Origin of the sequence: Rhodococcus sp. ZPP (genome assembly GCF_017656075.1) — a bacterium.
Lineage (GTDB): Bacteria > Actinomycetota > Actinomycetes > Mycobacteriales > Mycobacteriaceae > Rhodococcus_F > Rhodococcus_F oxybenzonivorans.
Genome location: NZ_CP058638.1, coordinates 4637173 through 4662149 on the forward strand (window position 1 = coordinate 4637173; position 24977 = coordinate 4662149).

The 24977-nt window shown below is 66.7% G+C and carries 21 protein-coding genes; 12 read left to right on the top strand and 9 right to left on the bottom strand.

Annotated features, from left to right (window positions below):
- Positions 1 to 31: 31 nt before the first annotated feature.
- From HYG77_RS21650 to HYG77_RS40700, 8 genes are all read left to right on the top strand, one after another.
- On the top strand, positions 32 to 691 hold the full coding sequence (locus HYG77_RS21650; RefSeq protein WP_208960567.1) for a hypothetical protein: 660 nt from the start codon (positions 32 to 34) through the stop codon (positions 689 to 691).
- A complete protein-coding gene (locus tag HYG77_RS21655; protein ID WP_208960568.1) occupies positions 684 to 2057 on the top strand; it encodes a glutamine synthetase family protein in 1374 nt (457 codons plus the stop codon). Before HYG77_RS21650 ends, HYG77_RS21655 begins: the two co-directional genes overlap by 8 nt.
- Positions 2054 to 2821, top strand: coding sequence for a gamma-glutamyl-gamma-aminobutyrate hydrolase family protein (locus HYG77_RS21660; RefSeq protein WP_208960569.1), 768 nt, complete (start codon positions 2054 to 2056; stop codon positions 2819 to 2821). Before HYG77_RS21655 ends, HYG77_RS21660 begins: the two co-directional genes overlap by 4 nt.
- A complete protein-coding gene (locus HYG77_RS21665) occupies positions 2811 to 5243 on the top strand; it encodes an AMP-binding protein (protein ID WP_244373021.1) in 2433 nt (810 codons plus the stop codon). The genes HYG77_RS21660 and HYG77_RS21665 overlap by 11 nt, the downstream gene beginning before the upstream one ends.
- Positions 5240 to 6370 carry a Zn-dependent alcohol dehydrogenase gene (locus HYG77_RS21670; protein WP_208960570.1) on the top strand — a complete coding sequence of 377 codons (1131 nt, stop codon included), beginning with the start codon at positions 5240 to 5242 and terminating at the stop codon, positions 6368 to 6370. The genes HYG77_RS21665 and HYG77_RS21670 overlap by 4 nt, the downstream gene beginning before the upstream one ends.
- The gene (locus HYG77_RS21675; protein ID WP_208960571.1) at positions 6367 to 7836 is read left to right on the top strand and encodes an aldehyde dehydrogenase; all 1470 of its coding nucleotides are present in this window, start codon (positions 6367 to 6369) and stop codon (positions 7834 to 7836) included. Before HYG77_RS21670 ends, HYG77_RS21675 begins: the two co-directional genes overlap by 4 nt.
- A 101-nt stretch (positions 7837 to 7937) precedes the next feature.
- Complete coding sequence (locus tag HYG77_RS21680) at positions 7938 to 8588, top strand: NAD(P)-binding domain-containing protein (protein ID WP_208960572.1); 651 nt, start codon at positions 7938 to 7940, stop codon at positions 8586 to 8588.
- An 83-nt stretch (positions 8589 to 8671) separates the two neighbouring features.
- On the top strand, positions 8672 to 8797 hold the full coding sequence (locus HYG77_RS40700) for a hypothetical protein (RefSeq protein WP_280123273.1): 126 nt from the start codon (positions 8672 to 8674) through the stop codon (positions 8795 to 8797).
- A 65-nt stretch (positions 8798 to 8862) separates the two neighbouring features.
- Here the strand turns inward: HYG77_RS40700 and HYG77_RS21685 are convergent, their stop codons facing one another.
- Entirely contained in the window at positions 8863 to 10083 is a 1221-nt protein-coding gene (locus tag HYG77_RS21685; RefSeq protein WP_244373023.1) for a helix-turn-helix domain-containing protein, read from the bottom strand.
- Positions 10084 to 10237: 154 nt separating this feature from the next.
- Positions 10238 to 10861: a TetR/AcrR family transcriptional regulator gene (locus HYG77_RS21690; protein WP_244373025.1), complete on the bottom strand. Its 624-nt coding sequence runs from the start codon at positions 10859 to 10861 to the stop codon at positions 10238 to 10240.
- Between the two features lie 232 nt (positions 10862 to 11093).
- On the opposite strand from HYG77_RS21690, the gene HYG77_RS21695 reads away from it, so the two are divergent.
- The 3 genes from HYG77_RS21695 to HYG77_RS21705 all read left to right on the top strand — a co-directional run bounded on the left by HYG77_RS21695 (position 11094) and on the right by HYG77_RS21705 (position 15535).
- Complete coding sequence (locus HYG77_RS21695; RefSeq protein WP_208960573.1) at positions 11094 to 12920, top strand: acyl-CoA dehydrogenase; 1827 nt, start codon at positions 11094 to 11096, stop codon at positions 12918 to 12920.
- A gap of 51 nt (positions 12921 to 12971) precedes the next feature.
- Positions 12972 to 14348, top strand: a complete 1377-nt coding sequence (locus HYG77_RS21700; protein ID WP_280123274.1) for an NAD(P)/FAD-dependent oxidoreductase — start codon at positions 12972 to 12974, stop codon at positions 14346 to 14348.
- Between the two features lie 770 nt (positions 14349 to 15118).
- Positions 15119 to 15535 carry an acyl-CoA thioesterase gene (locus HYG77_RS21705; RefSeq protein ID WP_208960574.1) on the top strand — a complete coding sequence of 139 codons (417 nt, stop codon included), beginning with the start codon at positions 15119 to 15121 and terminating at the stop codon, positions 15533 to 15535.
- A 223-nt stretch (positions 15536 to 15758) separates the two neighbouring features.
- On the opposite strand, the gene HYG77_RS21710 is transcribed toward HYG77_RS21705, so the two are convergent.
- From HYG77_RS21710 to HYG77_RS21725, 4 genes are all read right to left on the bottom strand, one after another.
- Complete coding sequence (locus HYG77_RS21710) at positions 15759 to 17162, bottom strand: MFS transporter (RefSeq protein WP_208960575.1); 1404 nt, start codon at positions 17160 to 17162, stop codon at positions 15759 to 15761.
- 564 nt (positions 17163 to 17726) lie between these two features.
- Complete coding sequence (locus HYG77_RS21715) at positions 17727 to 19025, bottom strand: NAD(P)/FAD-dependent oxidoreductase (RefSeq protein ID WP_244461374.1); 1299 nt, start codon at positions 19023 to 19025, stop codon at positions 17727 to 17729.
- Between the two features lie 250 nt (positions 19026 to 19275).
- A complete protein-coding gene (locus tag HYG77_RS21720; RefSeq protein WP_208960577.1) occupies positions 19276 to 20772 on the bottom strand; it encodes an AMP-binding protein in 1497 nt (498 codons plus the stop codon).
- A 32-nt stretch (positions 20773 to 20804) separates the two neighbouring features.
- The gene (locus HYG77_RS21725; RefSeq protein WP_208960578.1) at positions 20805 to 21077 is read right to left on the bottom strand and encodes a hypothetical protein; all 273 of its coding nucleotides are present in this window, start codon (positions 21075 to 21077) and stop codon (positions 20805 to 20807) included.
- A 119-nt stretch (positions 21078 to 21196) separates the two neighbouring features.
- Between HYG77_RS21725 and HYG77_RS21730 the strand changes: the two genes are divergently transcribed.
- A complete protein-coding gene (locus HYG77_RS21730) occupies positions 21197 to 21853 on the top strand; it encodes a TetR/AcrR family transcriptional regulator (RefSeq protein ID WP_208960579.1) in 657 nt (218 codons plus the stop codon).
- A gap of 74 nt (positions 21854 to 21927) precedes the next feature.
- Here HYG77_RS21730 and HYG77_RS21735 read toward each other — a convergent pair whose 3' ends face one another.
- From HYG77_RS21735 to HYG77_RS21745, 3 genes are all read right to left on the bottom strand, one after another.
- Positions 21928 to 23232 (bottom strand): FAD-binding oxidoreductase, encoded by a 1305-nt coding sequence (locus HYG77_RS21735; protein WP_244373027.1) that lies wholly within the window; start codon positions 23230 to 23232, stop codon positions 21928 to 21930.
- A gap of 102 nt (positions 23233 to 23334) precedes the next feature.
- A complete protein-coding gene (locus HYG77_RS21740; RefSeq protein WP_109333066.1) occupies positions 23335 to 23730 on the bottom strand; it encodes a RidA family protein in 396 nt (131 codons plus the stop codon).
- 34 nt (positions 23731 to 23764) lie between these two features.
- A complete protein-coding gene (locus tag HYG77_RS21745) occupies positions 23765 to 24598 on the bottom strand; it encodes a phytanoyl-CoA dioxygenase family protein (RefSeq protein ID WP_208960580.1) in 834 nt (277 codons plus the stop codon).
- Between the last annotated feature and the right edge of the window lie 379 nt (positions 24599 to 24977).

The window sequence follows — 24977 nt, forward strand, 5'->3', positions numbered from 1 at the left end:
ACCGCACCCGCCACCGAAGAAAGGTATGACAATGACCGAAACCCCGACGATCGCGCCTGGCCCGGCGGCGCAGCGCGCGCCGGCCCCGATCGAGATCGACGACGACGCCACTCCCATCGTCCGGCTGCTCGGCCGGACCCTGCGCGACGCGGTCCGGCTCGGCCATCTGCCCGAGGTGTTCGATCGCGGCATCGGGACGGTCGCCGTCCGCTCGCACAACACACCGCAGGCCGCCACCGTCACGCTGTGCGACGGCGCCGTCACCGTGACCGGCGGCGTCTTCGCGCCGGCCGACGCGACGCTGGTCGTCGACCTCGAAGCCCGTTTCGCGCTCACCCAGGACCCCGACGGTGACGCGGACCTGGCTGACGGTGTACTGCGCGCCCTACAGCACCCACTGCCCTCGTGGCAGGAGGCCGCCGAGCGCTTCTGGGAGGTGACCCGCGGCATCCGCGGCATCCCCGACGTCCTCATCGCGGTCGCACAGGGGCCGGACGGCCCCCAGGAGGCCCGGTTCGGCTCGGGCCCGACGACCTACCGCATGGTCGGCACGCCCGACGCGCTCGCCGGGGTGTTCACGGGCGCCGACTATCTCCTCACCTCCCTGGACTCCGGGCTGCGGGTCCAAGGGACGCTCTCGCAGGTGTCGGTCATGACGGCCGCCTCGTGGAAGGTTCGTTTCGATGTCTGAGCTCACCCCGTCGGAATCCATCTGCTCCGCGTGGAAAGTACCGACGAAGGCGATCCGCCTGGAGGCCACCGGTCACGACGGGAGCTTCCTGGGAAAGACCATCACGCCGGCGAAGTTCGCGTCCGGCAAGGAGTCGGGCTTCGCCTTCGCCGACATCCTGTTCGCGATCGACCTGGGCGACGAGTTCGTGTTCGGTGACGCCTTTCCGGACTGGCGCGGCAACCTCTACGACATCTCGATGATTCCCGACATGGACACGCTGGTGGAGTGGAAGCCCGGCCTCGGCGCCGTCATCGGTGACTACTGGCTCCGGGACGGGCGGCCGGTACCGATCTGTCCGCGGAATATGGTGCGCAGGCTGGTCGAGCGACTGCGGGCGCTCGGCTACACCGCCACGGTCGCGGTGGAAATCGAAACGACACTGTTCGAGGAGTCCGTCCAGCAGGCGCGGGCCCGCGGTTACCGCGATCTCACCCCGCTCGGTGGGGATACCGGTGCCACGTATCACCTGGCGAGGTCGAAGGACTGGGTCGACTACATGGAGGCCGTCACCGACCGGCTCGACGAGCTCGGCATCACCTGGGAAGCGTGGACCGACGAGGCGGCCGCAGGCCAGACCGAGCTGAATCTCGCACCCACCGATCCGGTGGCGCTCGGCGACTCCTGGGTGCGCACCAAGCAAGTGATGCGGGAAGTCGCGTTCGAGCAGGACCGGACGGTGACGTTCATGGCCAAGCCGACCGCAGGCTTCGGGCAGGGCGCGCATATCAACCTCTCGCTGCACCGGGACGGTGAGAACCAGTTCTTCGCACCCGACGGACCGTCCGAGGTGATGCTGCAGGCCGTCGGTGGGCTGCTGACGACGATGGCGGGAAACACCCTGCTGTCGCTGCCACAGATCACCTCGTACCGGCGCCTCGTCGACATCAGCGGACCACCGACGACCATCTCCTGGGGCGTCAACAACAAGACCGCGGCGGTGCGGGCCATCGTCGGGCACCCCAAGTACTCGCGGCTCGAGTACCGGCTGCCGGGCTCGGACGTCAACCCGTACTACGCCCTGGCCGGTGTGCTGGCCGGGGTGGTGGCAGGCATCGAACGGAGGATGCAGGCCCCGCCGCAGGTCGACGACATGGCGTGGTGCCTGCCCGACGACACCGGGGTCGAGCGGGTCCCGGACTCGATCACCAAGGCCATCGCGGCGCTGGACGGCGACGAGGTGCTCCGCGAGTACCTGGGTGACGAGTTCGTCGACTTCTGGGTGGCCTCACGCCGGTGGGAATGGATGGAATTCCACACCAAGGGCGGCGACCCGTACGCCGAACTCTCCGCGTGGGAGTCCCGTCGCTACTTCGAGTTCCCATGACGGGCAAGCCACTGGTCGGGATCACCGGCCGCCGCGTCCAGCTGAGTCTGATCGCCGGAACGGACGACCGCTACGCCACGGCGTGCGTCGACGCGTTCGTGGCCGCCTTCGCCACACGCGTCGCGAAAGCGGGCGGCGTGCCCGTGCACCTGCCCTACGACGCCGATCCGCTCGACGCCTGTGAGTGGTTGTCCGGCGTGGTGATCACCGGCGGGCAGGACGTGCACCCGGCCCGGTGGGGCGGCGACACCTCCGTTGTCCGCGACGTCAACCCACGGCTCGATCCCCACGCGCACGACCCCGAACGCGACCAATACGAGTTCACCCTGGCCCGCGCCGCCATCGACCGCGGCTTGCCCGTGCTCGGGGTGTGCCGGGGAATGCAGCTGCTCAACGTCGCACTGGGCGGAACGCTCATCGCGGACCTGCCGCCCGGCCCGGTGCCGCACTTGTCGCCGCTGGCCGCGCCCACCGACGGCGACGCCGAGCACCGCGTGAGCTTTGAACCCGGCTCCACGGCCGCGCGGATCTTCGGCGCCAGCGTCGTCACCAACTCGTGGCACCACCAGGCCGTCGACCGGTGCGGCACGGGCCTTGTCGTCACGGGCCGCACGCCCGACGGGGTCGCGGAGGCCGTGGAGGTGCCCGGCGCGCCGATCCTCGGTGTGCAGTGGCACCCCGAGTGGATGGAACGCGACGACCCGGCTATGGCCTGGATCGTCGATGAATCGAGAAAACGGCAGGAGATCGAGTATGTCCACTGACACGACAACCGCGACGACAACCAGGGACGAAACACCGCGGCACCCCGCCGTCACCCACGACCAGATGGGGGCGACGCCCAGGGTGCGCACGGTCACCGGCCTGCTGTCAGACGGCGCCGCTCGCACCCCCGGCGCCGAGCTGCTGCGCTTCGGAGACGCTTCGTGGACCTACGCGCAGGCCGACGTATCGTCGTCGCGGCTGGCACACCGCCTGATCGAGGCCGACGGCGTGGCCCCGGGCGACCGCGTCGCGATCATGCTGCCCAACGTCGCGCAGTGGCCGCTCACCTGGTTCGCGGTCCTCAAGGCCGGCGCTGTCGTCGTGCCCGTCAACTCGGCCTACCGCGCGGCCGATCTCGAGTTCGTGCTGCGCGACTCCGGCGCGCGGGTCATCGTCACCGACACCGAGCACCTCCCGCTGGTACGTGACGTGGTCTCCCGAGACGCCGCGCTCGCGGGCATCCGCATCCTCGACGTGGCCGACGCGGCCGAGGCGAGTTTCCCGGCCACCGCCCCCGATGTCGCGATCACCCCGGACACGCTGGCCAACCTGCAATACACCTCGGGCACCACCGGATTCCCGAAGGCGTGCATGCTGACCCACGACTACTGGACCCGCATCGCGTGGGGCTGCGCCGGGGCGGCCGGCCTCGGCGGCGACGACGTGCTGCTCACGGCGCAGCCCTTCTCGTACATGGATCCGCAGTGGAACACGGTGCTCGCCCTGACCGCGGGCGCGCCGCTGGTGGTGCTGCCGCGGTTCTCCGCGTCGGGGTTCATGGCCGACGTGCGGCGCCACCGGGTGACCTTCTGCTATGTCCTCGGATCGATGCCCACGCTGCTGTTCAAGCAGCCGCCCGCCGTCGACGATCGGGACAACCATCTGCGCGCGGTGTTCTGCTCCGCGATCCCCGCGGCGCTGCATGCCCAGCTCGAGGACCGCTGGGGTGCGCCTTGGCGAGAGCTCTTCGGCATGACCGAGAGCGGGATCGACCTGATCAGCCCGCTCGACGATGCCGGGGCCGTCGGCAGCGGCAGCATCGGACGGCCCATGCCGACCAAGCGCGTCAGGCTAGTGGACACCGACGGCGCCGAGGTCCCCGCGGGTACCCCGGGCGAGCTGACCGTGTCCGGCGCGCCGATGATGCTCGGCTACTGGCACCGGCCCGAGGAGACCGCGCGGACACTGCGGGACGGATGGTTGCACACCGGAGACCTCGCCGTCGCCGACGAGCGGGGCGAGATCCGCCTGGTCGGCCGCATCAAGGACATGGTGCGGCGCGGCGGCGAGAACGTGGCAAGCGCCGAGGTGGAGGCAGCGCTCGAAACCGATGACCGCGTCGTCGCGGCCGCGGTCGTGGCCGAGCCCGACGAGGTGCTCGGCGAGGAGGTCAAGGCATTCGTCCAGCTCGCGGCGGGCGGCACCTGGGACCGGGCGACGGCCGAAGCGATCATCGGCCGGGTCGCGGAGCGGCTCGCGCGGTTCAAAGTGCCGCGTTATGTCGAATTCGTCGCAGCCTTCCCCCGAACTCCGTCGGAGCGGGTGTCGAAGCCCGCGCTCAAAGCCAGGGCGGCCGAAGCCCCCGGCACCACCTTCGACCTCCGCGACCGGCCCCCGGCAGGCTCCGCTGCGGCGCCGTCGGACCTGGCGGCCGAACACGTGCTCGTCGAGGTGATCCGCGATACCGCCGTGATCACGCTGCGGCGCCCGGCGAAGCTCAACGCTCTGACCGTCGAGATGCGCCTACGCCTCGCCGCGCTCATCCGCGAATACGGCACCGGCGAGCGCGCACGGGGAATCGTGATCACGGGCACGGGCCGCGCGTTCAGCGCGGGCGAGGACCTCGGCGCGCCGCCGACCACGTTCGCCGAGATGCGCGAGACCTTCGAGACCTTCCACGACGTCACCCGCGCGGTGATCGAGACCAAGGTGCCCGTGGTCGCGGCGATCAACGGGATCGCGGTGGGCGGCGCCTCGGAGATCACGCTGTGCTGCGACGCGCGCCTCGGCACCCCGCGGACCGAGTACTTCCAGCCGGAGAACGCTCGCGGCCTCACGATCTCCAACGCGTCGAGCGTGCTCCTCACCCGGATCGTGCGCAATCACGCGATGCGGATGGTACTGGGCTCCGAGCGCATCGGCGCAGAGGAAGCGCTGCGGATAGGTCTGCTCGATCAGATCGTCGAGCCGGGCGACCTGCTGGACCGCGCGATCGACCTCGTCCACGCCTGGACGCCGGAGGGCGGCAACACCGCCCTGCACCTGGCGCTGCTGCGGCCCTCGTCCGAGGAGATCGAACGCGCCTTCGTCCTGGAGGACGCCGCGGCCGACGTGTCGTGGAACAGCGGCGCGTTCACCGCGGGTATCGAGGGTTTCTGGAGCGCCAAGAAGCCCGCCACCTCGACCGGAGAGAACCGATGATCACCACCCGCGCGGCCGTGCTCACGAAGGTGGGCGGACCCCTGCACCTGACCGACATCCACGTCGACGATCCCGAGCCGCACGAGGTGCGGATCGCCGTCACCCACGTCGGGCTGTGTCACAGCGACCTGCACTACATCACCGGCACCGTCGCCACCGAGCTGCCGGTGGTAGTCGGGCACGAGGTTGCGGGCATCGTCGAATCCGTCGGCTCGGCCGTCACGGACCTGCGTCCGGGCGATCACGTCACCGGTGCGCTGACCCCGGCGTGCGGCGAGTGCGCGAACTGCAACGCGGCCCGTTCGACCCAGTGCCAGCGGCTCGACGAGATCCGGCGCCGCCCGCGGCCGGCGTACTCCCTGCCCGACGGGACACCGGTCGCCCGGCTCGGTGACCTGGGCGCGTTCTCCGAGCACATGCTGCTGCGCGCGAACGCGGCCGTGAAGCTGCCCGACGGCGTGTCCACCCGGGTCGGCTGCCTGCTGTCGTGCTGCGTCGTCACCGGTGTCGGCGCGGTGTTCCGCGGGGCGCGGGTGCGGCCGGGCTCCACGGTGGCCGTGATCGGTTGCGGTGGCGTCGGCTCGGCCATCATCCAGGGGGCGCGGCTCGCGGGCGCGTCCGCGATCGTCGCGATCGACCTCGACGAGCAGCGGCTTCGTGCCGCCCGCGGCTACGGCGCGACCCACACCCTGAACGGTGCCACCGACGACCTCGCCGCCGCGGTGGTCGCCCTGCTGGGCGACGGCGTCGACTACTCCTTCGAGGCCGTCGGATCCGTCCGCACCGCGGCAGCGGCCCTCGACGTGGTGCGTCCCACCGGCACGGCCTGCCTCGTCGGCATCGCTGCCGCGGGCACTGAGCTGACCCTGCCCGCGTCCGACTTCTTCTTCAGCGAGAAGCGCCTGATCGGCTCGTACATGGGCTCGGGGCAAGCGCGCGAGGACATCGCCCAGTTCGCCCGGCTGTACCAGCACGGCCGGTTGCTGCTCGACGAAATGGTCACCGAGGTCATCGACTTCGGCCGGATCAACGAGGGCTTCGAGGCGATGAAGTCCGGCGAGGTGACCCGCATCGTCGTCGCCATGCCGATCCGTTCCGACAACCCCACCGCGGAGGAGGCCCGATGAACACCACGACGCCGACAACGTCACTCGCGCAGCCGGTGAGCTACATCGCCGGTGAGTGGGTGTCCTGCCAGACGCTCGACGGATGGAACGTCGACCCGAACACGGGCGAGCCGGTCCACCGCATGGTGACCACATCGCCCGCCGACCTGGAGCGCGCGCTGCAGCACGCCCAGCGCGCCTACGAAGCGCTCAACTGGGCCGATGACGAGTTCCGGCTCGAGCGGGCCGAGGTGCTCGAACGGGCCGCGGCCAACGTCGAGGAGCGGCTGGAGGAAATCGCCCGCACCGACGCGATCACCAGCGGCACGACGATCACCGCCACCCGCAAACTCGCCGCGTTCCTCCCGGCCCGAATCCGCGGGGCCGCCGCCGAGGCGCGCGGGATCGCTCGTGTCACCGCGCTCGCCGCGGGCGGGCGAGACGTCCGGCTGTACCGGGTGCCCTGGGGGCCCGCGGCGATCCTGACGCCGTGGAACGGCCCGAGCTTCATCCCGGCGGCGAAGATTGCCAGCGCGGTGGCGTCGGGGTGCCCGGTGCTGCTCAAGCCGTCCGAGCACGCTCCCGCCAGCGCGCAGGTGATCGTCGAGTGCTTCGTCGACGCCGGACTGCCCGAGGGCGCGTTGCAGCTCGTCCACGGCACGGGCGGCATCGGCGCCGCGCTCACGGGTGACCGCCGAGTCAAGGTAGTGTCCTTCACCGGCGGCCCGGGCGCCGGTCGGGCCATCGCTCGCGCCGCGGCCGAGGACTTCAAGGTTCTGCAGCTCGAACTCGGCGGCAACAACCCCGTGCTCGTGCTCGATGACGCCGACCTCGACGTGACCGCCGACGGGATCCTCGCAGGCCTGACGACCCTCAACGGCCAGTGGTGCGAGGGGCCGGGTAAGGTCCTGGCACCGCACCGGCTGGTGCGACCGCTGCGCGAGGCTCTCGGTGAGCGCATCGCGCGGCTACGGATCGGGCACTCGCTCGACGTGGAATCCGACATCGGCCCGATCTCCAACGAGCCGCACTTCCGGAACCTGATCGAGCGGATCGAGGGCTTGCGCAGGCTCGGCGCCGAAATCGATCAGCCTGGGGAGCTGCCGGGCCTGGCGGGCTTCTTCCTGTCGCCGACGGTAGCCACCGGGTCCGACCCGGACCGTACGACGGCCGAGTTGTTCGGGCCGGTCGTCTCCGTGCACGGCGTGGATTCCGACGAGGACGCGCTGCGCGCCGCCAACGCGCACCCATCGGGCCTGGACGCCTACGTGTTCGGCGTTGACACCGACCGCGCGATAACGATCGGTGCTCGGGTCACGTCCGGCGAGGTGCGGGTCAACGGCGCGAAGCTCGCCGATCTCGGCGACGACTCCGCCCAGAGTTTCTGGGGCCCGTCCGGCATCGGCGGGCACGGTCCGGCGGAATCGGTGCGGGTGTTCTGCGGAGATCGGGTCGTCGGAGTCGACTCGCCTGATCTGCCGATGTAGTCGGGGGAACGGGGGATGCGTCAGGCGGACAACGTGCTGTCGAGGCATCCCCCATCGAAGAGGGGGAGAAGAGCATCCGCCATCGAAGAGACGGAGAAGAGATGGACAAGACCACCTCGCATGACGTCACAGTGCTCGGCTGTGGCCTGATGGGGTCGGCGCTCGCACGGGCACTCGCCGGCGGTGGCAAGACCGTCGCCGTCTGGAACCGCACGCACCACCGGGCAGCCGCACTGACCGACAACGCGATTGCGCCCATGCGGGAAATCGGCGACGCCATCGCTGCCGCGCCGCTTGTCCTGGCGTGCTTCGCCACCTACGACGCCGCCCTCGCGGTCCTCGAGCCCGTGCCGGATTTGACCGGCACCACGCTCGTCAATGTGGGCACCGGCGCTCCCTCGGGCTCTGGGCCGGCGAACGCGGTGCCGAGTACTTGGACGGGTCTCCTCGGGTATCCCGCAGAGATCGGCACCGAGGGGGCGGCGATCCTCTATTCCGGATCCGAAACGGCCTGGGCCGAGCACGGCGAGAGCCTGACCTTGCTGACCCCGGTGTCCGTCTGGGTGTCCCGAGACGTCAAGATCGCAAGCGTTCTGAACGTAGGACTTGTCGGTATGTTCCTGGTCCCGGCGGTCAGCGCCTATGTGGAGGCATCGACCTACATGCTCGGGCAGGGAGTTGATCAGCCCCTCCTCGACGCCTTGACGCCTGCCGCCTTCGCGTCCTCCAGAGTGAGACGGCGAGGGTCGTAACTGCCATTGCCAGCGGCGATTTCACCACAGATCAAGCAACCATCGCCACCTACGCCCAGGGCCTGGACGGGGCCATCGACGTCATGAAGGAAACCGGGCTGAACCCCCGGGTGTTCGCCGCCACGATCGAGAATCTGACCGCGGCTGTCGATGCCGGACTAGGTGACCTCGGCTTCGCAGCCCAGACGAGAATCATCGCCACCGGGTGAGCGGTCTCGCCCGATCGAGCGAACTCGGGCAGCGGCGCTCACAAAGCCGCAGCGGGCACCGCCCGTCAGTCGCGCAACTGCACGAGCATGAGCGCGGCGACCACGCTGGCGGCGTTGTCGGCGAGCGGCACGGGCAGCAGCTGGTCGGCGCGGGCAAGCCGTCGCTCGATCGTGTTGCGGTGGGTGAACATTCGCTCCGCGGCGGCGGAGCCGTTGAACCGTTCCCGGACGTAGGTCAGCACCGTCTGCCGCAGCACTGGGTCGGCGGTCGCGAGGTCTCCCAGGGTGTCGGTGACGAACTGATCGGCTTGCGCCATGTCGGCCGTGAGCACCGACACCAACGCCACGTCCTCGTACCGGACGACAGGGCGCGCCGAGCCTATCCGCGTCAGTAATCGCTGAGCGGCGGCGGCGTCCAGGTGGCTACGGCGAAATCCGTCGAGATCCCGGCCGCAACGTCCGAACGCGACATGGATCCCCGGGTAGGCCGCCAGGGTGTCCTCCGCCGTCTCGGCAGGCGGGACCGTGTCCGCCGGCACCCACACCCACAGCGCGGTCGCGCTCGCGTTCAGGGTGAACCGGCGCGGGGCCGCGCATATCCTCATCACCGCCTCGGCGACCGCGTCGAGACCCGCGGCCTCGTCGGTGGAGCCGCTCCAGATGATCGCGGCCACGTGGCTGCCCGTCAGCGCATACCCGAGACGCGATTCGGCCAGCGCCCGGCCGATCGGGGCACCTTCGAGCAAGAGTTGGACGGTGGAGTGCCGCTCGGCGTTGGCGCCCCGCGCGAGGTCCGCGCGTTCCTGTTCGACGTACTCGTCGAGCGCCGCGATCGAATCGTCGATGAAGGTCACCATCGACCGCTCGGACACCTTCATCAGGTCGCGGAGCTCCTCGACATCGGCGGTCGCCGCGAAGCAGGCGTCGACCCACAGGTCCCACACGACGTGCTGGGCACCCCGCCACGAACCGAGGTCGTGCATGTCCAGGCCGCGTCGCACCAGGTCGCGCGCGAACTGCAGGACCTCCGGGTCGACGCACGGCGCGACTCGCGCCCCGGGATTCTGCAGGGTGGCCGACAGCCAGTGCCTGAAGTGAGCCTTGCTCATATGACGGTCGGCCGCCGCGAGCTGCGGGTCCTCCACCAGCGCGCGGTACTCGGCGCCCTCGTGGGCAGCGGCCAGCACCGCGTCGACTGCCGCGCTCGTCGAGGCCAGCAGGCGCTCGGCGATGTCGCGCATCAGCTCGGCGACGCGTCGGCTCGGTCGCGGCCACAGTGAGTCCACTGTCGCACTGTAGCGCCACATGACGCACCACTTATCCAGCTCGGTCAGGACGATCGAGAAGGCAAGCGCCAGGCCGCATACATTTCTCCATCGACATCAGCGATACCGAACCCCGCTGTCACAGCGAGGATTCCGGTGCGTTCGTGACTTCTGATCACCGCTGAGGGTCGGAATCGGATCCGCCGCGCACCTCGAGACTGCCGAGGATGATTTCGGCCGCGCGTTCGATGTGCTGCTGTCTGCGCTCGTCGACGACACCCTGGATGTCCAGCGCCCAGTGCGCTTCGAACAGGCACGCCAGCGCGTAGGCCGTGGCCGAGACATCGTCGGCGGACGCGGCGGGATGGCGGTCGGCCAGGACAGCCTCCAGATCGGGCAGCCATCGCCCGGTCCACAGCTTGTGCAGCCGCTCGCGCACCGCCTGGTCACGAGCGCTCAGCGCCACCAGCTCGGCCCATACCACCATGTCGTCGCGGGTGCGGTACGCGCCGGGAGCGTAGGCCGCCGCCACGCGCTGCGGCAGCGGCAGATCGTCATTGCGATGCACGATCGCGGTGCCCATCGCACCGACGACGTGGTCGATGAATGCGCCGATCAACTCGTCGCGAGACCCGAAGTAGTGCAGGACCAACGTGCGCTGCAGCCCTGCCGCTTCGGCGACCTTCGAAAAGGTGACACCGGCCAGGCCCTCGCGCACGACGACAGCGAACGTGGCTTCGAGTATTTCGGGAATCCGCTCTTTGGCCTTGCTGGGACGCCCAACTTGATTTACTGTCATGATAGTTAATTTATCACGCACAACTGTTCGCGTGCAGATTTTCCACAAGGCGTCACCCAGGAGCCGTCGGGCTCCCGGTGCCGACGGCCGTCCGATACGTCACCGATGACTGCGTGGCACATAGCAAACCCCCGCGGCCCATGCTGCTCGGCGATATCGCCGGGCACGGGACTACATCGGAACCATTCCGCCCGCCCGACCGCGGCGGGCCCGATCGAGAGGTGAGGGTCCGATGGGCCATTACAAGAGCAACGTCCGCGATCTCGAGTTCAACCTGTTCGAGGTCTACGGCCTGGACGCCGTGCTCGATTCCGGGGCGTTCGGCGACCTGGACGGCGACACCGTGCGGACGATACTGGCCGAAGCCGCGCGGCTGGCCGAGGGTCCGGTAGCGGAGCCTTATGCCGACACCGATCGCAACCCGCCGATCTTCGACACGGAATCGCACTCGGTACGAATCCCGGAGTCTTTCAAGCGAGCGGTGCGGGCGTGGCAGGACGCGCAGTGGTGGCGGATCGCCAAGAGCGAGGTGGTCGGCGGGGTGCCCGCACCGTCGATGCTGAACTGGGCGATCAGCGAACAGGTTCTCGGTGCACAACCGGCCGCCTACATGTATCTGAGCGGCCCGTTGATGGCGAATGTCCTCGTCGACATCGGCACCGAACAGCAGCGACGATGGGCTGCGCAGGCGGTCGAGCGCAACTGGGGCGCGACCATGGTCCTGACCGAGCCGGACGCCGGTTCCGACGTCGGGGCCGGCCGCACCACGGCGATCGAACAGGCCGACGGCTCCTGGCATCTCGAAGGCGTCAAGCGCTTCATCACCTCCGCCGACTCCGACGACCTTTTCGAGAACATCATGCATCTGGTGCTGGCCCGCCCTCGCGGTGCCGTCTCCGGCACCAAGGGGCTGAGCCTGTTCATCGTCCCCAAATTCCACTTCGACCACGACACCTGTGAACCCGGCGAACGCAACGGCGTCTTCGTCACCAACGTCGAGCACAAAATGGGGCTGAAGGCCTCGGCCACCTGCGAACTGACCTTCGGCGGGCACGGCATCCCCGCCGTCGGGTACCTGGTCGGTGACGTCCACAGCGGCATCGCCCAGATGTTCAAGATCATCGAAGAGGCCCGGATGATGGTCGGCACCAAGGCCATCGCGACACTGTCCACCGGCTATCTCAACGCGCTCGACTACGCGAAGACCAGAGTCCAGGGCAGCGATGCGGCCCGAGCCTCGGACAAGACGGCACCGAAGGTGAGCATCATCCACCACGCCGATGTGCGCCGTTCGCTGATGATGCAAAAGGCATACGCCGAAGGGTTGCGATCGATCTACCTCTACACCGCCGGTCACCAGGATCCCGTCGTCGCCCGGCACATTTCCGGCGCCGACGCCGATGTCGCCGCCCGCGTCAACGACCTGCTGTTGCCCATCGTCAAAGGCGTCGGCTCCGAACGCGCCTACCAGTACCTCACCGAATCCCTGCAAACCTTCGGTGGTTCCGGCTTCCTGCAGGACTATCCCGTCGAGCAGTACATCCGCGACGCCAAGATCGACTCACTCTACGAGGGCACCACCGCGATCCAGGCGCAGGACTTCTTCTTCCGCAAGATCGCCCGCGACAACGGCGTGGCCCTGACGCACCTGCTCGGGCAAGTCCGCGTCACCGCCCAGTCCGATGCCGACGGGGGGCGGCTGAAGAACGAGAAGATATTGCTCTCCCAGGCACTCGAGGATGTGCAGGAGACTATCGGCAGGCTCACCACCCATCTTCTGAACGCTGTGAAAGAGCCGCGGGAGCTGTACTACATCGGCCTGAACGCCGTTCGGTTCCTGCTCCTCATGGGCGACCTGCTGGTGGCATGGCGACTCATCGTCGCCGCCGAAACTGCGCTCACCGCAATCGATGCCGGAAGCGAGACCGCGTTCTACACCGGCAAGCTCGCAGTGGCCTCGTTCTTCGCCAACTCCGTGCTGCCTCATGTCACCGCTGAACTGGCAGTGGTCTCCGCCACTGATCTGACCGTCATGACCCTCGACGAGGCCGGATTCTGACGCAGCGATTCGCCCGTTTCCATGATTCCTGAAAGAAAGTGAGGAACAGCAGTGACAAAACCGGAGGCACAGGAAACCTACGTACCAGGTGAGGAGACCACCGAGGTGGTCGTCATCGGCGCCGGAATGTCGGGGTTGATGGCAGCGACAACGCTGCTACCCGACGCCGACGTTGTGGTGCTCGAGTCCACCGATCGCACAGGTGGACGCGTCGACAGCGTTCGCCAGGGCGACTACTGGATCAACGTAGGCACGCAATTCACCGAGGGCACCGGCCCGCTCTTCGATGCACTCCAGCGGCACAACATCGAGATGGGTTCGCTCGCGGGCAAGGGTGTCGGGCTGTATCTGAACGGCGGATTGGTCGACACCTCCAACCCCGTGGAGCTGATGTTCGGTTCGCGGATGACAATCATGGACCGGATCGGCATGGCCATCGTCGGTGCACGCATCCTCGCTGTCACCCCGTTCCTGCAGTCGCAGAGCCGGACCGCGCGACGGGTTCGCGCCAAGCTCGACACCAAGCTCGCGTCCTACCTGCTCGAGGGAGTGCGATCGGAACTGGCCACCGCGATCGTGCGCGCGTGGTCGGCCCAGTGGATGGGATGCGAGGTCGAGGAAACCGCCGCCACCCAATTCGTCACCTCGGTGGGCCTGGCACTGTCCGACCCGGCCAAGGTCCCGAACTTCTCCCTGCCGGTGGGAGGCAATCAAACCTTGACCGACGTGTTGGCCGAGGATCTCGGTAGCCGGGTTCGGCTGAACTCGCCAGTGCAATCGGTGCGGCGCGACGGTGACGGCGTGGTCGTCGACTACCTCGACGGTGACCGTCCGGCACGCCTGCGCGCCAAGCGCGCGGTCGTGACCGCCCCCGCCGACATCGCCAAGAGGATCCTCCCGGATCTGCCTCAGCAGCACTGGAACGCGTTGAACGACATAACCTACGGCCGGTACGTGATCGTCGGATTCTTCACCGAAGAAACCGGAGAGCAGCGCTGGGACGACTTCATCGCAGTGTCGACCCCGCAGCTGTCGTTCCAGGCGATGTTCAACCATGCCGCAGCACAGCGTCGCGGTGATGACCGCAAACCAGGCGGCGCCGTCGCCTGCTTCGCCGGCGGCGCACAGGCCGACAAACTGTTCGACCTGTCCGACGAAGAGATCGTCGCGCGCTTTTCCGAGGACTTGCTCACGGTGTTCCCTGAGCTCGCAGGAAAACTGGGCACCAGCATCATCCGCCGCCACCGCCGTGTCGTGCCCTTCTGGGCACCCGGGCGCCGGAACTCGCTTCCAACGCTGCATAATCCGCTCGACACGGTCTATTTCGCCGGTGACTACCAAGGCGATTTGCCGACGCTTGCCGACGCCGCCACCTCAGGCGAGCACGCGGCCAAGGCAGTCCTGGCAAGCCTTGGCCGACAGTGGTGAACAAATCTTCCAAGGAGGAGGTAGCTGTGACAAGAATTTCCTGAGGTCGATGTGTCATTGTCGGTGACCGGTGGCATCTCGTATCTGCTGCCTCAGGCAGTCGGCGCGGCGAAGGCCAAAGAACGCATCCTGCTGGGCAGTCGCTTCTCGGCGGACGGAAGCGCAGCGCTCGAACCTGATCGACATCGTCGTGAGCGCCGAACGAGATCTCCTACGTGCTCGCCTATTCCGAGGCAGCGCCGCTCGTCACCGAGGCCGAGCTCGCCTCCTCGACAAGGACCAGCTCGAGTTCCTCACCCGCACCCTGGACCCGACTCGATCGACCCGCCCCCACCTGCGGTCTTCCAGACTGCAGGTGGGCGTGGAGGAATTGCCTAGGGTCTTTCCGCTACTGAAAAGACCGGCAACAGATCGGGCCAATCGAGGCGCAGTCGCAGAAATCTGCCGCCCAGATTGGCGCTCTCGGCGACCTGCGTGGCGTGGCGCGATGCTAACCACTGGAAATTGTCAGACCGGGCCGTGAACCGATTCTCTGTCAACCGCCCGCCACCAATTTGAATCACAAATGTTGTGTTAAATCCCGGCTTGTGTTTACAGTGATCCTCGTCTGCGAGTTCGGCGAGAACGACAAAAGATTCACCTCGAGCGAACAGGCGAGCGCGTAGTAATCAAACTCTGGAGGAGTTGTCGATGCCTGCGGCGGTCATCGCGGCCGTCACGGTTCGCCGATCGACCCAGGTGGGCCACGGTTCATACGAGGAGAACAACAAATGAGATACAAGCCGGAAGGTGCGGTGGAGGTCGAGCTTCGGTGGACGGACATCGACGCGTATCGACATGTCTCGCACATGGCGCTCGTCACGATCGTCGACCAGGGCCGTGGTCGCTGGCTCGACAGCTTGGGGGAATTGCCGGATGACTGGTCCTACGTCGTCGCCCGCCTGGAGTTGGACTTCCGCTCGCCTGCCGTCCTCGATGACCGAAAGTTGCTCTGCTCGTTCGCGGTCGACCACGTCGGAACGTCCAGCATTCGGCTTCATGAACAGGTCACCACTCCCACCGGAACCGTGGTGCTGGAGGCGGTGAGCGTGATCGTCGCGTGGAACACGGATCTCTCTCGGAGCCGGGCGCTGACCGAGGAGGAGAAATCGCTCCTCAGCTCAATCCCCGATCACTGGCGCGGATGAACGGTCGTGGCAGAAGATCCGGCGCATTGATCTCGGTAACGACGTGGCGAAACCGAACATAAACGGCCAGGTGCACCGTAGGGCACCCGCTCGGGATGACCAGCTCCCGGACCGCCAGTACCCGGAGCGTTTGGACTCCCGGCGGTGGCATGAACAGGATGTCGCGGCGATGTCGGAACGCCATCGCGGCGGAGCCACTGTGCTCCGCCGCGGTCCTGCGGCGCTACGTGTTCGTGCTGAGCTCCTCCGCTGCAACACCTTCGAGTGAACGGTTGGTGGTCCGAGGTCCGAACATGACGACGATGAGGGAGAATGCGATGTAGCAGGCCGCGGCGGTGATCATCACACCGCCGAGGCCCCACCCGCCGTAGAGTGCTGCACCCAGAACGCCCGAGACGGCGCCACCGAACCGTCCGACGCCAATGATGATCCCGCTGCCCAGGCCGCGGGCCCCGGTGGGGATCGCTTCCGGGATGTAGGCGTAGAACACCGTGAGCACGAGCCCAGTCGTGATGGCGACGGCGCCGCCCGCCGACATCACGACCGGGCTGCTGGTCGAGACGCCCAGCAACACGAAGGGAAGCGCACTGACGAGGGACGTGATGAGGATGAGGGTCTTGCGTTCCACTTTGTCCATGACCACTAGGGCAATGAGGGGGGTGACGCAGTAGACGACGTTCCAGATCAGCTGGACCTCGTATGCGTGGGTTTCGGAGTAGCCGAGGCCGTTGACGATTGCGTACAGAGCCCAGTTGCCGAACAGGTAGTAGCCCAGGGTGGCACCGAAATAGCCCAGGGATACGACGGTGATGACGCGCAGCACCCTCCGGTTCCCGAGGACCTGGCGGAGCGACTGCTGCTCGGTGTCGGTGCCGGTGACCACCGGCAGGTCGCTGAGGGGTCCGCGGCGCAGCGCACGGGCCTCGAGCTTTTCGACGATCTGTTCAGCTTTGTCGAACTGGCCGCGGGAGATGTGCCAGCGGACCGATTCCGGCAGGACCAGTCGCACCAGTGGTGCGATCAGCAATCCGACACTGCCGATGATGAACAGGTGCCGCCACGTGTCGGGCCCGCCGCCCGGGATCGTGACCAGTGCCAGCAACGCGACGAGCGGGGCGACGACCACGAATCCCATGGTGAGAATCGATACGAACCGGCCGCGGGTCTTGCTCGGGAACATTTCGGCGACGTACACCAGCAGGACCGATGTCGCTGCCTGCACGCCGACGCCGGTGACGAAGCGGGCGAGAATCATTGCCTCGAAGTTCGGTGCGAATGCGGTGGCGAGCGCCCCCAGTGAGTAGAGGAGCGTCGACCACACGAGGACCTGCCGCCGACCGAACCGATCGGACAGCCACCCGCCGGCGAATGCGCCCGCAACCATCCCGACGAAGAAGGCGCTGCTGACCGTTCCGAGCTGTCCCAGGCTCAGGCCGGTGCTGTCCGCGATTGCCGGCATCGTGTAGGCGAACAGTGCGTTGTCGTAGTACTCCAGCGCCAGATTGAGGGCCAGGATCGAAATCCAGACGATGTGCGGCGCCATGACCGGGAGGCGGTCGAGCCGGGCAGGGATGTCCGCCGACTTCCTCTTTCGGACAGTGGTGTCCGCGGTATCCAACAGATCCATTGTTCTGCCTTTCATGCGACAGCATTTCGTCCTTGCGGGCGAGGAGGAAGGGGGAGTAGCACATGTGCGCCTCGAAGCTGGGAATGCGTCGTACCGATCGACTCGATCGAAGCACCCAGGTCGAGGTGACGTGGATCACTGTAACCGCGAACCAGTCTTTGCACAACACTTGTTGTGTCAATTTTTGGGTTCCCTCGGGGAGGATTGAGCAATGGCAAAACCAGGGGCTGAGGGAAGCGGGAAACGTTGGCAGACAACCGATGAGTGAAGCGGGATGGAACAATTCGCAGTCGCGGGTCGCCGATGGACGGGCGTCACGGATAGCGTTGACGATGCAGCGGGGACCCTCCGGGGCGAGGTTCCCGCAGATCTGCTCGCCGGCAAATTTAATTCGGGTGACGGGTGTGCCGCTGTTATTCCTCCATCAACCCGGAAGTTTCACCCCAAGCCGGGTCAAGGCACTCGTCGACTCCGCCGATGATGCCTGGGTGTTGCGGTGATCGGTCGACACCGCCGGCTGGAACGCCGGGCCCCGATCCCGGTGTCGACAGGGATGGGTCCTGATCAGCGGCGTGCGTCGGCCAGCGCTCGGGCGATTTCGCGAGCCGCCCTGGTGCCGGTCTCGATGGCACCGTCGATACCACCGATACCGATCTCGGCGATGTCACCGCCGGCGAAGTGGATGCGGCCGTGGGGTTCCCGCATTCGCGGCACCGACTGCGTGAGGTTGCCCGGCCGGTGATGAACCCACGCGCCCTGCGAGAACTCGTCGGTCACCCAGTTGTGGCAGGCGGTATCGACCACCTCGATGTCGGGAACGAACAGCCGGAGCGCGCGTTGCACTGCCTCGCGATTCTCGCTGTCGATCGCCGAGGCGTCGGAGCAGAAGCACACAACCAGCGTGTCACCGTCGTGGCGGTATTCCACCCTGGCCGTGTTGATCGGATGCCTTCCGGCGGGGGCCATCGCGGCGAAGGCTTCGATCTCACCCCGGACCCGAGCCCAGATCTTCACGGTCTTCATCGGGTGTTTCTCTTCGACCATCGTGCGGACCGGCTCGGCGAGTGCGGGGGTGATGATCACATCGCCGAGTGTGTTGAGCGGAACCGCGGCGACGACGTACCGGGCGCGAAGGGTCTCGCCCCCACGGGTGGTCAGCACGGTCCCGCGCCCGTCGTCTTCGATCGCCGTCACCGGAGTGGACAGGCGCAGCTCGGCCGTCGACTCACCGTTGATCGCGTCGAGCAGCCGCTTGGTCCCGCCGACGATCGGCCAGTGGCCGGCCCCTTCCTTGAAGGCGTCCCAGTGGCCGCAATTGATCGAGGCCCACAACAGGAACTGCGCAATGCCCTGCTCGCTCTCGGAGTGGACCAGTGACGCCATTGCGCCGCAGAGCACGTCTCGGTCGTGGGTGGGCAGGTTCAACGAGTCGATCCGGTCCGCCAGCGTCTGCTTCTCGATCACGCTGGTATCAGCGGCGGCGATGTCACTCGGCTGCGGAAACCACTCCCGCGAATCTGCCAGGCACCGGGCAGTCAGCGGACCGGCGATGGCGGTGTATTCGGCTGGGGTTCCCAAGTGCACAACTCCGCCGGCGAGCCAGTAGATCTTCTCGAGCTCCAAGGGTGTGGCCAGGCCGAGGCCGTAGCGCTCGAGCTCGTGCCAGACATGCGCCTGAGTCCAGTGCACATACGTGCCACCGAACTCCACCGACCGGCCGAATGCGTCACCGAGGAAGGTTCGGCCACCGATCCTGTCGCGCGCCTCGAGTAGTACCACCGAGTGGCCCGCGAGGCTGAGATCGCGGGCCGCGGTCACACCGGCAAAACCGGCACCGATTACTGCAACGTCGAACGTTTCCATCACGAGAAGCCCCTCACGGGTGTCAGTTGTATGAATGAAGGGACTGTGGTGGCACACTCCACCACTTGCATCACAAGTGTGCCAAAGGAAGAGAACGGAATAATTTGCATGGCAAGGCGTTTCGTGAGTCAGGCCATGAACATGGCTGGTCCTGTCGCCTCAACCCGGCCGGAGTGTCTGCTCTTTCCACGTGCCAGGTAGGCGCCACCGTTCATCCCATGGGCGGGTCGGCCCGGGCCAAGCGCCGGGGCTAGGTGGACGTCTTCTGCAGGCCGGTGCAGTCGATGTCGCGCTTGAGGATCTTTCCGGTCGAACCTTTCGGAAGCTGGTCCACGAAACGGACGATTCGAGGAATCTTGTACGCGGACAGACTGTTCCGGCACCAGGAGGTGACCTGTTCTTCGGTGAGGTCCGAGTCGGGCTGACGGACGACCACTGCGGCGACCTCCTCGCCGTAGTGGTCGTCGGGCACTCCGATGACCGCGGCCTCGACGATGTCGGGGTGCTGGTAGAGGACCTCCTCGACCTCACCGGGGTAGACGTTGTAACCGCCCCGGATGATCAGGTCCTTGAGCCGGTCCACGATGCGCAGGTCGTGGTCGGCGTCGAACTCACCGAGGTCGCCGGTGCGGAACCAGCCACCAGGGTCGAGGACCGCGGCGGTGGCGTCAGGACGGTTCCAGTATCCCTTCATCACCGTGTCGCCCCTGATGAACACTTCGCCCACCACCCCGTCCGGGCAGGGATGTCCGATTGAATCGCGGACCTCGACATCGAGGCGTGGCACCGCGGCGCCAACGGAACCAATCTTGCTGCCGCGGTCCACATCGTTGAACGCACCGAGCGCGGTGGTCTCGGTCAGGCCGTATCCCTCGAGGATGCTGCAATCGAAACGGGATTCGAAGACCCGGGCGATCTCGCCGGGCAGTGACGCGCCCCCGGACACCGCGACCCGCAGGTGTGAGAAGTCCGTCTCGGCGTCGCCGGCGACGTGCAACATCGCGTTCCACATCGTCGGCACCCCGACCAGGATGGTGAGGTTGTCACGCCGAAGCATGTCGAGCATGCCGTCCGGGGTGAACGGGCTGAGCAGGGACAGGGAGCCGCCGCCGGTGAAGCTGGCCATCATCACCGATGCCTGACCGAACACGTGGAACAGCGGCAGTCCGGTACCGGTGCGATCGGCCCTGGTGCTCCGGCAGATAGTGGCGGCGATTTCACCCGCGGACAATAGGTTCCCCACGGTGAGCTGGGCGCCCTTCGGCCTTCCGGTGGTGCCGGAGGTGTAGAGGATCGCGGCCGTGTCGTCGCTCGTGCGGGCGACGGCGCCATGGATGGGGGCGGCATCGGTGGGGGCACCCGATTCCAGGTGCCAGACCGGAACTCCGACTTCAGCGGCGGCCTCGGCGACCGCCGGGCCGAGACCGTGCCAACCGATGGCCAGTCGCGCACCCGAATCCGTGAGGTAATACGCGATCTCCTCGGTAGTGCACATAGTGTTGACGGTGACCGCGACTGCGCCGAGCGCTTGGATCCCCATGTAGGCCACGACGAACTCGGGAACGGACGGCGCAGCGAGGAGGATCCGATCACCGGCACCGACACCGGCGTCGCGCAGGGCCCCCGCGTACCGCAGGCTGGCGTCGCGCAGGCCCGCATATGTCCAGGGTGCGGTCGCGGTGCGCAGTGCGATGCCGGTGGGTGATACGGCCGCGTGACGGGCAATGGGGTCGAGCAGGTTGGGCATCGAAGAGACCTTTCAGAGGAGTGCGCAGGACGTCAGACGTGTTCCGAGCCCCATAGGTCGGCGAACAGTTTCCCGAACGGTAGCGACGACACCAGCTCGTCCAGTCGATCCTTGGCGAGGGGGTTGGCATTGTCGATGTGGGTGCGCAGTTCGGTCCCGTCGAGGGGACGGAAGACGTGGGGGCCGGGATTGTCGACGGCCCACATGAACGCTTCATGGCACTGCGCCAACTGCGTTTCGTCGAGGCAGTCCTCGATGTGGACGGCTCCGTCGTTCCGAAATGCCTGGCGCACTGACTCATCCATCTGTGGTCCCTTTCTTCTTCGGGAGAGGTCGCTTCTGCCGGAGGTGGCACAGGTCACTGTAACGAGCAACGGTATTTTGCACAACGGTCGTTCTGTAAAATCTGTGACACAATCAGAGAGTGCTGAAGAAGCAGACCCGACAAGCAAGCGGCGGCGGTGCCGAGATGGCGGTGCGTCGGGGTCGCCCGCCGGGTGACCCCGAGGTGAAGCGTGTGGAGTTGTTGAAGGCGGCGACATCGACGATCGCGGAGGAGGGCTACGCCAACGCGTCGTTGCGCAAGGTGGCCCAAAGGGCGGGATACACCACCGGGGCAGTGACGTACTACTTCGCCAACAAGGAGGAACTGGTCCTCGCGTTGGTCGAGAGCCGGTTCGACCGCTACGACGCGATGCTCGAGGGCATTCAAGCGGAAGCCGCTATCGAGGCGCTGTTCGAACGCTGGCTGCGGCTGACCACCAGCGACCCCGAGTTCTGGCCCGTAATGTCCGAACTACTCGCCCACGCGCGGCACGACCCGGCTCTCGCCGCGGTCTATAAGCAGCGCTACGGGCGGTTCCGTGAGGTGTACACCTCGATCATCGCGGCCGGGCAGGTGAGGGGCACCGTTCGGGACGACATTTCCGCGGACCTGCTCGCCGATCAGCTGAGCGCCATGGCCGACGGCTGGGCGTTGCTGTTCCCCCTCGAACCGGAGAGGTTCACCCCGGGCCGGGTTCGGGAACTTGTCGATGCCGCCGTCGCCTTGATTGCCCCGGTCCCGGGCGCGCGGCGCTAGTCGGCTGGCAGGCCGGCGGGTGGTCCACGCACGCGGGGCCGGTGTCAAGCGGGATCGGTTCTGGAGGAGCGGGCTCAGCCGCGACGGTCGGTGAGCCGGTCCGCTAGCCATGCCAGCTCGAGTGTCTGCGAATTGACGAGTCCGGGCGCGAACTTCGGTTTTGCCCGCCACACGGCCTTCAGGTGGTCGTGCATGCCTTTGCCGCAGATGTAATCGGCGACGAGACTTCCGAGATATGGTGCTTGAGCCAGACCGTGGCCGTTGCACGCGCTGTTGTAGATGACGCGAGGAGACGCATATCCGGCCACCGGCAAGACCGACGGAGTGATGCCGATCCATCCGGCCCACGCCTTCGCCGGTTGAACATCGTGCAATGTGGGAAAGCGCGTACGAAATGCTCGTATCAGATCGGCGACGATCGCCTGGTCGGGCTGGCGATCGGTGATCTTTCCGCGCGACATCTTTAGTTTGCGGGTGGTGACGACAATCGTGCCGCGCGGTGTCGTTCGGTAGCTTTCCATCACCATGTGCCTGGTCACCATCGGGGTGCGGCTCGTCCAGCCGGCCGCATCGAGAAGGCTTGGTGCCACCTGCTCGGTCTCGATGGCGGTCACCTGCACGGGGGTGGAGAGCCATCGGGGTGTGATCGATAGTTCTTTCGCATGAGCGTTGTTCGTCAGCACCACCTGGTTGGCGTGGACGCGACCACTGGACGTATCGAGTGTGACCGAGTCACCCGTGTCTTTGACGTCGAGGACCCGACTCTGCTCGAATGTTGTGATAGCCGAGGCCAGGACGGCATCGCGCAGACCGAGAGCGAATTTGCCCGGATTCATGATCCCACCGATGCGTGCGTAGATGCCGCCCAGGAAGGCATCCGGAATGCCCATGTCACGACCGTCGACGATCTCCGAGTCGATGCCGGCGTCGATGAGTATCCGGGCGCCGGCTTTCACCGCCTCGAGCTGGGCCGGTGTCACGGCAGAAGCGAGAATGCCGGTTTGCTCGTAGTCGCAGTCGATCGAATGGTGGTCCATCAGGTCTTCGGTGAAGTGAACCGCCGAGTCGGCGAAGCGCACCAGGCCATGGAAACGACCCGCGTAGTATTTCGCGAGGATGCGCGGGTCGCTTCCCACGGTGCTCGATAGGTAGCCCGCATTGCGTGCGCTCGCACCCCAACCGCAGAGGTCGGATTCGAGCAGGGTGACGTCGCGGCCGTGCTCGGCCAGGCGCAGCGCCGTGAGCATGCCGCCCACGCCGCCGCCGACCACGGCGATGTCACAGTGGTGCTCGCCCTCAACGGGCGCCTCGAGATGAGTGGGACGGTCGACCCAGCCCGTGCTCGGGTAGTACTTCATCGGCGATGTGAGAGTCTTCATGGGTTCCTTGCGTTTCTGCTGATTCGTGCTGAGGCCTGGAGCGGCGACAGCACGAATAGCGATGACATAGTTGCGCTGGTCGAGTGGAATGCGGTCGGCGGTTCAGTCTCCCGCGAGTGCGACGACGCGAATCTCGACGACGAACTCCGGCCGCGCGAGCTGAGTGACGCCGACTCCGGTCCACGACGGGTACGGCTCGCCGATGTACTGATCTTTCACTGCGGCAAAACCCGGACCGTCACCTTGCAAATCGGTGTGAAACGTCGTCAACTCGACGACGTTCTCCAAAGACGAACCCGCTTCTTCAAGAACCTCTTTGACGCCTTCGAACGCCAGTCGCGCCTGAGCCTGCGGATCTTCGGGAATCTCTCCTGTGGCACGGTCGATGCCCACTTGCCCGGACACCCAGATGAGGTTCTCGGCCTGGGTCGCTTGTGAAAAATGCAGTCGCTCGTAGGTGGCCCGGGTGGTGTCGAGGTTGATGGTTTTGCGCTTCATGGCCTTCTCGTTGTCGTGTGTGCTCGTGGGTGGGTCATCGGAGCTGGCGGAAGATCGGCGAGCGGAACGGGTCACCGTCATTGAGCTTGGCCATCTCCTCCGTGAACAAGAACCCGTTGCGGGCGTAGCGCGGGTTCGATTCGGGCAGAACACGGAAAGTCGCGTCGTCACCGAAGAATCGGAGCACCAGGGTGTGTCGCGTCGGGGTCTCCTGATCTACCCCCGCACCACCGTGCAGCGACGAGGGGTGCAATGCGACGATGTCGCCGGGCTCGACCGCCCACGACATGACATCCCAAGAATTGGGATCCTGGGCGAGGTCGCGGTCGATGTGCGGCAGGCGGGGCAGCGTGCCGTCGCCGAAGACCGGGTCGGTCGGGTCGTCGGCGTTCGAGAAGCTGGCGCCGTCGTACCTGACTCCGTGGTGGCTGGCGCGAATGATCTCCAGGGAGTTTTTCTTGGGAAGGCTTTGGAAGCTGATCCAGGCGTTGCCCCAATGTTCTCCGGCCAGCGGCATCACCGAGGTGTCCTGGTGCCATGGACCGCGGCCGCTGGCCCCGCCGTCCTTGACGAACACCTCTTCTGCGTAGTACCAAACGTGTTCCGAACCCCAGAGTTCGGCGTAAAGATCCGCGAAGGGCATCCGGGCGACGAGGTCGTCGAACTTGTCCTTGGCGCGCGGGTTCGCGTTGTCGATGTGCGTCTGCAGCTCGGTACCGTCAAGCCGGTTGAACACGTGCGGACCAGGGTTGGCGACGCTCCAGAGAAATGCCTCGTGGATCTCGTCCATCTGCTGCGGATTCAGCCAGTTCTTGATCAGCGCCGCCCCGTCTGCGCGGAACTGCTGTTTGGTTGCCTCGTCGATCATGATCTCTCCGATCCTTGATGGATGTGGTGACGAGGGTCACGGTAAGCGATCGATACGATATGCACAACACCTGTTATGCGAATTGCTTGAAATTTCATGACGACCGTTGTCTAAAAGTTCGGGGAGACGCGTTTGCCCTCGCGGAGTCGAGCCGCCACGGTCTACCCGGACCTGCGGATGCCGTTCCAGCTCGGACCCTGGGCTGGGAGGCGTCCAATTACCGCAGGGTTCGTGTCGAGAGTCTGTTCGCGGCACCCCCATCCGCCACGCGCCACGCAGCATCGTTGGCTGCCACGGGACCGGGCGGATGACTGCTCCGCCCCGCCCACAGCGTCGAACGTCGTGCAGACTGACCGAAGATCCGCTCGAAACGGGCGTC